Source organism: Symbiopectobacterium sp. (genome assembly GCF_051710365.1).
In the GTDB taxonomy this organism is placed as follows: Bacteria; Pseudomonadota; Gammaproteobacteria; order Enterobacterales; family Enterobacteriaceae; genus Symbiopectobacterium.
Window position 1 is genome coordinate 1 of sequence record NZ_JBPETA010000146.1, and the last position, 7551, is coordinate 7551.

At 53.1% G+C, this 7551-nt stretch carries 4 protein-coding genes and 2 pseudogenes; 1 reads left to right on the forward strand and 5 read right to left on the reverse strand.

Annotated elements, in window-relative coordinates; all coding sequences use genetic code 11:
- Positions 1-87: 87 nt before the first annotated feature.
- Positions 88-971: pseudogene (tesB, locus tag ACTBDZ_RS12810) on the forward strand (acyl-CoA thioesterase II).
- Between the two features lie 173 nt (positions 972-1144).
- Here the strand turns inward: tesB and amtB are convergent.
- From amtB to ACTBDZ_RS12835, 5 genes and pseudogenes are all read right to left on the reverse strand, one after another.
- Positions 1145-2437 carry an ammonium transporter AmtB gene (amtB, locus tag ACTBDZ_RS12815; protein ID WP_438815599.1) on the reverse strand — a complete coding sequence of 431 codons (1293 nt, stop codon included), beginning with the start codon at positions 2435-2437 and terminating at the stop codon, positions 1145-1147.
- 26 nt (positions 2438-2463) lie between these two features.
- Positions 2464-2802 (reverse strand): annotated as a pseudogene (glnK, locus tag ACTBDZ_RS12820) (P-II family nitrogen regulator).
- Between the two features lie 301 nt (positions 2803-3103).
- The gene (locus tag ACTBDZ_RS12825) at positions 3104-4891 is read right to left on the reverse strand and encodes a SmdB family multidrug efflux ABC transporter permease/ATP-binding protein (protein WP_438815600.1); all 1788 of its coding nucleotides are present in this window, start codon (positions 4889-4891) and stop codon (positions 3104-3106) included.
- Positions 4854-6623 (reverse strand): SmdA family multidrug ABC transporter permease/ATP-binding protein, encoded by a 1770-nt coding sequence (locus tag ACTBDZ_RS12830; protein WP_438815601.1) that lies wholly within the window; start codon positions 6621-6623, stop codon positions 4854-4856. The genes ACTBDZ_RS12825 and ACTBDZ_RS12830 overlap by 38 nt, the downstream gene beginning before the upstream one ends.
- 174 nt (positions 6624-6797) lie before the next feature.
- Positions 6798-7190, reverse strand: a complete 393-nt coding sequence (locus tag ACTBDZ_RS12835) for an Lrp/AsnC family transcriptional regulator (RefSeq protein WP_438815602.1) — start codon at positions 7188-7190, stop codon at positions 6798-6800.
- Positions 7191-7551: the final 361 nt, after the last annotated feature.

Genomic DNA, 7551 nt, shown 5'->3' on the forward strand with positions numbered 1-7551 from the left:
CTTGTTATAGGAGGGCCAGTTAGTGATTTTAAAATTTTGTTTTGCCATGGAGACCTGATTTTGAAACAACTATGGTGATCTGATCCGATGATTACCCAAACTTTCTATTTATTCAACAAAGCCCATCTTCTCGAATTGCTGAAGTTGGAAAAGATTGGGGAAGGACTCTTCCGGGGACAAAGCGAAGATTTAGGGCTACGCCAGGTGTTCGGCGGGCAGGTGGTCGGTCAGGCACTGTATGCGGCCAAACAGACCGTCGAAGCGGGTCGAGGGTTGCACTCCTTCCACAGCTACTTTTTATTGCCGGGAGACAGCCGAAAACCCATTGTCTACGATGTGCAGAACCTGCGCGATGGCAACAGTTTTAGCGCGCGACGTGTCAGCGCCATCCAAAACGGTAAGCTTATCTTTTTATGACCGCCTCTTTTCAACGCCAGGAGAGCGGCTTTGAACATCAAAACACCATGCCTGAAGTCCCTGGGCCAGAATCCTTGCCTTCAGAACAAGAGATTGCGCAGAGCATGGTACATTTACTGCCTGAACAGTTTCGTGACAAATTTCTGCAACAACGTGCCATCGAAATGCGTCCGGTAAAATTCCATAACCCACTCAAAGGCCACGTGGATGAACCCGTGCGCCACGTATGGTGCCGAGCCAATGGCACCATGCCCGATGACGAGCGCATTCATAAATACCTGCTGGGTTACACATCGGACTGCAATTTCCTACTCACCGCATTGCAACCGCACGGCGTCGGATTCCTTGAACCGGGTATGCAAGTCGCAACCATTGACCACTCGATGTGGTTCCACCGCCCTTTCCGCCTTGATGACTGGCTGCTCTACACCGTGGAAAGCACATCAGCTTCAAGTGCCCGTGGCTTTGTTCGTGGGCAGTTCTACACTCGGGACGGGATTCTGGTGGCCTCAACGGTACAAGAAGGGGTCATGCGGCGACATGATGCGTCTTAAAAAGAGATGGCTTGCTCACTATCCTCAATCCTAAGCAAAAAACGCGGACGAAAGCCGGGGATCTCTATAAGAATAAACGCATTTAGCGGGTAAGAGATTCCCGCTTTCGCGGGAATGACGGTGTGAGTAGGACAACGCGGGCCTTGGCCCGCGTTTTGTATATCGTGTAGAAATTACTGGTTGTAAGCGTTTTCGCCGTGGCTGTTAACATCCAGGCCTTCACGCTCTTGTTCTTCCGGCATACGCAGGCCAACGGCCAGGTCTGCGACTTTGAATGCGATGAAGGCAGCAACACCGGACCAGATGAACGCGACGATCACGCTGAACAGCTGTACCCAAACCTGATGCGCCATGGTAACGCCTTCCGCGTAGCCCGTGCCGCTCAGAGAAGCAGAGGTGAATACCCCCGTCAGGATACAACCAACGATACCGCACACGCCGTGCACACCGAACACGTCACACGGGTCATCCACACGCAGCCATCTTTTCAGTACCGTTACGCCCCACAGGCCAGCGAAACCACCGACCAGACCAATGATCAGCGCACCACCCACACCCACGGTTCCCGCGGCTGACGTGATAGCAACCAGGCCTGCGATACAACCGGAACACGCACCCAGCAGAGAAGGTTTACCACGCGCCATCCACTCACCGATAACCCACGCCAGAATCGCACCCGCGGTCGCGACTACGGTGTTCAGGAATGCCAGACCGGCAATTTCGTTCGCAGCAGCGGCAGAGCCTGCGTTGAAGCCGAACCAACCGATATAGAGGATAGCCGTGCCGGTAAACACCATCGGCAGGTTGTGCGGTTTGAAGGCTTCTTTACCGAAGCCGGCACGTTTGCCCAGCAGATAAGCACCGGTCAACCCCGCAACAGCGGCATTGATGTGCACCACAGTACCGCCTGCGAAGTCCAGAGCGCCATCAGCCGCCAGGAAACCGCCGCCCCAGACCATGTGTGTCAACGGCAGGTAAGAGAACGTCAGCCAGATAGCGGCAAAAATCAGCACCGCAGAGAAACGGATACGTTCAGCAATCGCACCCACCACCAGCGCGACAGTAATGCACGCGAAGGAAGCCTGGAAAGCGACGTGAATCAGTTGATAAATCGTACCGGATTGTGATGTCAGCTCAATGCCTTTGAGCATGAACATATCCAAGCCGCCAAAGAAGGCATTACCGGTCGCAAAAGCCATGCTGTAACCGTAGATAACCCACAGCACACACACCATAGCGAACGTTACGGTAACCTGCGTCAGCATGGAGAGCACGTTTTTAGAGCGAATCAGGCCGCCGTAGAACAGCGCAATGCCGGGCAGCGTCATGAACAGTACCAGCGCGGTACAAATCATCATAAAAGCGTTGTCCGCTTTATCGATTGCCGGTGTATCAGCGGCCATTGCCAGCGACGGAAGTAACGCTGCGGCGGCAAGGCCTAATAATGAAGAGACACGTATTTTCATCCATCCCAATTTTTCGTCAGCGAGCATTACAGTGCGGCGTCGTCAGTTTCGCCCGTACGAATACGGATAACGCGTTGCAGTTCAGCAACAAAAATCTTACCGTCGCCAATTTTACCGGTGTAAGCCGCTTTACTAATCACATCAACGACTTCATCAACCTGATCGTCAGCGATAGCAATATCAATTTTCACTTTCGGCAAAAAGTTGACGCTATATTCAGCACCGCGATACAGCTCGGCATGGCCTTTCTGGCGTCAAAATCCCTTCACCTCAGTGACGGTGAGCCCCTGGATGCCGACAGAAGATAAGGCTTCACGCACATCTTCCAGCTTGAATGGTTTTATCACCACAGTAACCAGTTTCATTATCTTCCCCTTACCAATTAAGTTCAGACTTACGCCAGCCACCATTTCGAATAACCTTCACGACTGGGATAAAGCAAAGGCTGTGCCATAAATGAAAGGAACCGATAATTGCACAGGGAAATAACGTGGAACCTGCCTGGAGAAGTAAAAGGAAAGGATAAAGATGTGATGTTGCGCACACGCAATGCATCAATTTGGTGCATTACGCGTAATTGCGGTGCATAGGACGGAAAAATGAAAATCATCTGCCTGTTGATGGTGCGCGGATAAAAAGCCAGCGCAACAGGCAGTGTGCCTTTGGTCAGATGGCGGAAACGGGTTCATCCTCGCTGGCAGCCAGTTGCAGTTGATACATCTGGTAGTAACGCCCACGACGTTGCAATAATTGCTCATGCGTACCCTGCTCCACCGTTTCACCATGATGTAGCACCAGTATGTTATCAGCCTCGACCACAGTGGAAAGACGGTGCGCAATCACCACCAACGTGGTGTGACGACGGATAAGACGCAATGCGCGCTGAACCGCTTGCTCGGTACCGGAATCAATGTTGGCCGTCGCCTCGTCGAGAATCAGTATTTTGGGCGGTTTCACCAGCACACGGGCCAGAGAAAGAAGCTGCTTCTGTCCCACAGAAAGCGTATTGCCTTGCTCGCCAATGGTGCTATGTATGCCTTCGGGCAGTGCCGTTGCCAGCGCAGTGAGTTGTACAATCTCCAGCACGCGCCATACTTCATCTTCAGGAATATCACGCCCCAGCGTAACGTTGGCATAAAGTGAATCCGCCAGTACCACGGTGTCTTGTTGCACCATTGCGACATTTTGTCGTAATGCCTGATGGGATAGCGACGTCAGCGGACGGTCATCCAACCGAATCTCCCCTTCATCCGGCTGATAATACCCCATCAGCAAACTCGCTAACGTACTCTTGCCGCTGCCAGTGTGCCCCACCAGCGCCACAAAGCCGCGCGCCGGCACGCTGATATGGTTCAGGACGCGCTGATTGTCCCGGTAGGCGAAAGAAACGTTGTCCATCTCGATGCTGCCCGCCGCTAACGGGCGCGAATCATCGCCGTAGGACTGCTGCACCGCATCCATCAGTTCAAAGATACGCTCACCGGCCACCACCGCCTGCTGCAACATGGACTGCTGGGTGGTCAGCGCAATCAGCGGCTCGTTAAGACGCCCCAGATAGCTGATAAAGGCATAGAGCACGCCAACACCTACCGTTCCCACCGAGCTAAAACCAAATTGAATCAACAGCCCACACAGCACCATGGCGGAAAACAGGCTCAATAGCGGACGCAGCAGCACGCCATCCAAACGCAGCGTTTGCATCCGCGCCTGAAAATGCGCGCGGCTTGAAGCACCCAGCTTCTCACCAAACCGTGACTGTTGGCGAAATTGCTGGATCACGGCCATCCCCGAGATCGCTTCATTAAAACCATCGTTAATATCTGCCAGATAACGGCGCAGACGCCGCACAATCGGCGTACTGAAATGCTGATAGACCGCCATCACAATAGCCACTGCGGGGAAGATCATCAAGGCAATCAGCGCCATGCGCCAATCGAGTGTGAACATGGCTACCAGCATGGCACCGATCAGCGCCATGCTGCGCAGCACGGTGGAAACCACGGTGACATACAGATCGCGCACCACCTCGGTATCGTTGGTAACGCGGGAAATCAGTTGTCCCACCGGCTGCGTATCAAAGGTACTCAGCGGTTGACGCAACGCAGCATCCATCACATCAATACGCAATTGTTGCACTACCCCTACCGCAACGCGGTTGAACAACAGCGATTGCACGTAATGCAATAGTGCGGCGGACAATTGCAGCAAGATATAAACCGCCGCCAAGCCTCCTGCCAGAGCCAGAGGAATATTGCCTTTTGCCACCAGGTTATCGATGAAATAACTTACCAGTGCGGGCCCAGCCACCTCGGCAGCGGCCGCCACCCAGAGCATCACCACGCCCAACATCAGGGATTTCCGCCAGGGGGAACCATACGCCAATAGCCGCTTCAACGTCGGCCATAACCGCTTTGCGTTAGTCAATTGCCATCTCTCCCTTGACCGACTCTTCATCCAACGCCGCCTCTAACTGCTGATAGCGAAACATGTCGCGATACCATCCGACTTGCGACGCTAATGCGACGTGGCTACCGCGCTGCGCCACGCTACCCTGCTGTAAAACCAGAATTTCGTCGGCTTCAGTGAGGGCCGAAAGCCGGTGCGCGCTGATAATCAGGGTGCGTTTCTCTCCCCAACGTTTCAGGTTTTGCAAAATATGGTGCTCAGTGCGCCCATCAACCGCCGACAGCGCATCATCAAGAACCAATATCTCCGCGTCCAACAGCAGCGCGCGCGCAATGGCAATACGCTGTTTTTGTCCACCGGAGAGCATCACGCCGCGTTCCCCCACTTGGGTTTCATAACCTTGCGGTAAGCGCGTAATGTCGTCATGGACGCTGGCCAGACGCGCAGCATGTTGAATCTGCGCCAGCGTGGCGCTGGGGTTCCCGAGTGCAATATTGTTTGCCACGGTGTCGGAGAACAAAAATGGCGTTTGCCCGACCACCGCGAAACGTTGGCGCAGGCTATCCAGATTCAGCGTCGCAAGCGGAAGACCATGAAAGCGAATCTCGCCGTCATCGAGATCGTAATGGCGCAGGATCAAGGCCAACAGCGTGCTTTTACCGGAACCGGTGGGGCCACACAGTCCCAGCATGTTGCCCGGTGCGAGCGAGAACGCCACCCGGTCGAGTACCGGGCGCGATTGTTGCGGATAAGCAAAGGTGTGAATATCAACATCCAGGCTACCGCGGCCCTGAGGCAGAAATGCATCGCCGTCTGCCACCACCGGTACTTCATTCAACAGTTGGCGAATACGCCCGTAAGCCGCACTCCCGCGCTCCACGATGTTGAACATCCACGCCAGCGCCAGCATCGGCCAAATCATCAGGCCCAGATACATCACGAAACTGGTCAGTTGCCCTAACGTCAACGTCCCCTGAATAATCATCCAACTGCCGCCGCCAACGGCAAGCAAATGCGAGAAACCGACAGCGATATAAATCGTTGGATCAAAACGCGCATCTACCCGGGCCACGTGCATGTTTTTTTGCCCCTCATCCTCAGCCACTGCCGCGAACCGGTTCGACTGATAATCCTCCAACCCAAAGGCCTTAATCATGCGAATGCTGGTCAGGCTTTCTTGCGCCTGATCGTTAAGCGAAGAGAACGCCGCCTGTGCGCCCTTAAAACGCTGATGCAACTGCGTACCATAGTGTTTGATCACCAACGCCATGATGGGCATCGGCAACAGCGCCAACAGCGTAAGCTGCCAGCTGATTTGAGTACTCATTACAACCAACACCGCGCATCCCATTACCATGGAATCCACCAGCGTCAACACGCCTTCACCAGCAGCAAACACCACACGATCGACATCGTTGGTTGCTCGGGCAATCAAATCGCCGGTGCGATGGCGCAGATAAAAGGCAGGATGCTGGCGGCTCAACTGGCGGTAGAAATCGTCGCGCAACTCCACAGCCAACTGGTATGAAGCGCCAAACAAAAAGATGCGCCACACATAACGCAACAGATAAACCATAACCGCGATCAGCAGCATCACGCCGATCCATTTCATCACCGTCGCCGCGGGCATCACATCGCGCGTAACGCCATCCACAATCACCCCAACCAGCTTGGGTGGCAGCAGTTGCAGGATGGCGATAATAATAAGAAGAACCACGGCCCCGAGGTATCGCCGCCATTCTCGACAAAAATACCAGGCCAATTGAGCAAAAAGTCGCACGCTGTTGTTATTCCATTTTTCAGAAAGGGCTGCGAAACATCACAGGACCATTATACAGAAAGCTTATGCGCGTCATCATTTATACCCGAAATAATTCGGGTTGCAGGACAAAACCTTAACGTTTTGAACAGCGCTTGCGCTGGCCCGAAGGCAGAATCTCAGAGAGGAGATCCATCATGGCACGATCGGGAGTGCGGTGGTGTGATTTATCCGCTCCATGGCAAAGCTGGAGGTCACATCAATCAGGCCAGGAATGCCGCTGACCAGACGTTTGTAAAAATTATCATAGCTTTTCATGTCGGCGACCTGAACCTGCATCAGGTAATCGTACTCTCCCGCCATGCGATAAAATGACAATACTTCGGGCATATCCGACACCACCTGGGAAAATTTTTCATACCAGGCACTGTTGTGTTGCTGCGTTTTTAATAACACAAAAGCCGTCAACCCAAGCCCCAGACGTTCGTTATCCAGCAGCGCAACGCGAGCACGGATATAGCCCTCTTCTTCCAGACGTTTTAGACGTTTCCAGCAGGGGGTCGATGTCAAATGCACCGCATCGGCCAGCGTTTACAACGACAAGGTGCAGTCGTGTTGCAACAGGTTAAGCAGCGCACGATCGATTTTATCCAGCATAGCGGCATTCCATAATCATTTTTCCCCTATTTCACGCGCAACAGAATGAAAAGGCAACCAAAGTGCGGAAAAACCCGCTGTTTTGCCTTTTATCATCCTTCGCCAAAGCCGCAAAACAGACTAATTTCCATAAAAATTCGAAATAGGAGAAAATAAACCCCCAATAAGGCTTTGTTGAATAAATAGAAAGTTTGGGTAATCATCGGATCAGATCACCATAGTTGTTTCAAAATCAGGTCTCCATGGCAAAACAAAATTTTAAAATCACTAACTGGCCCTCCTATAACAAGGC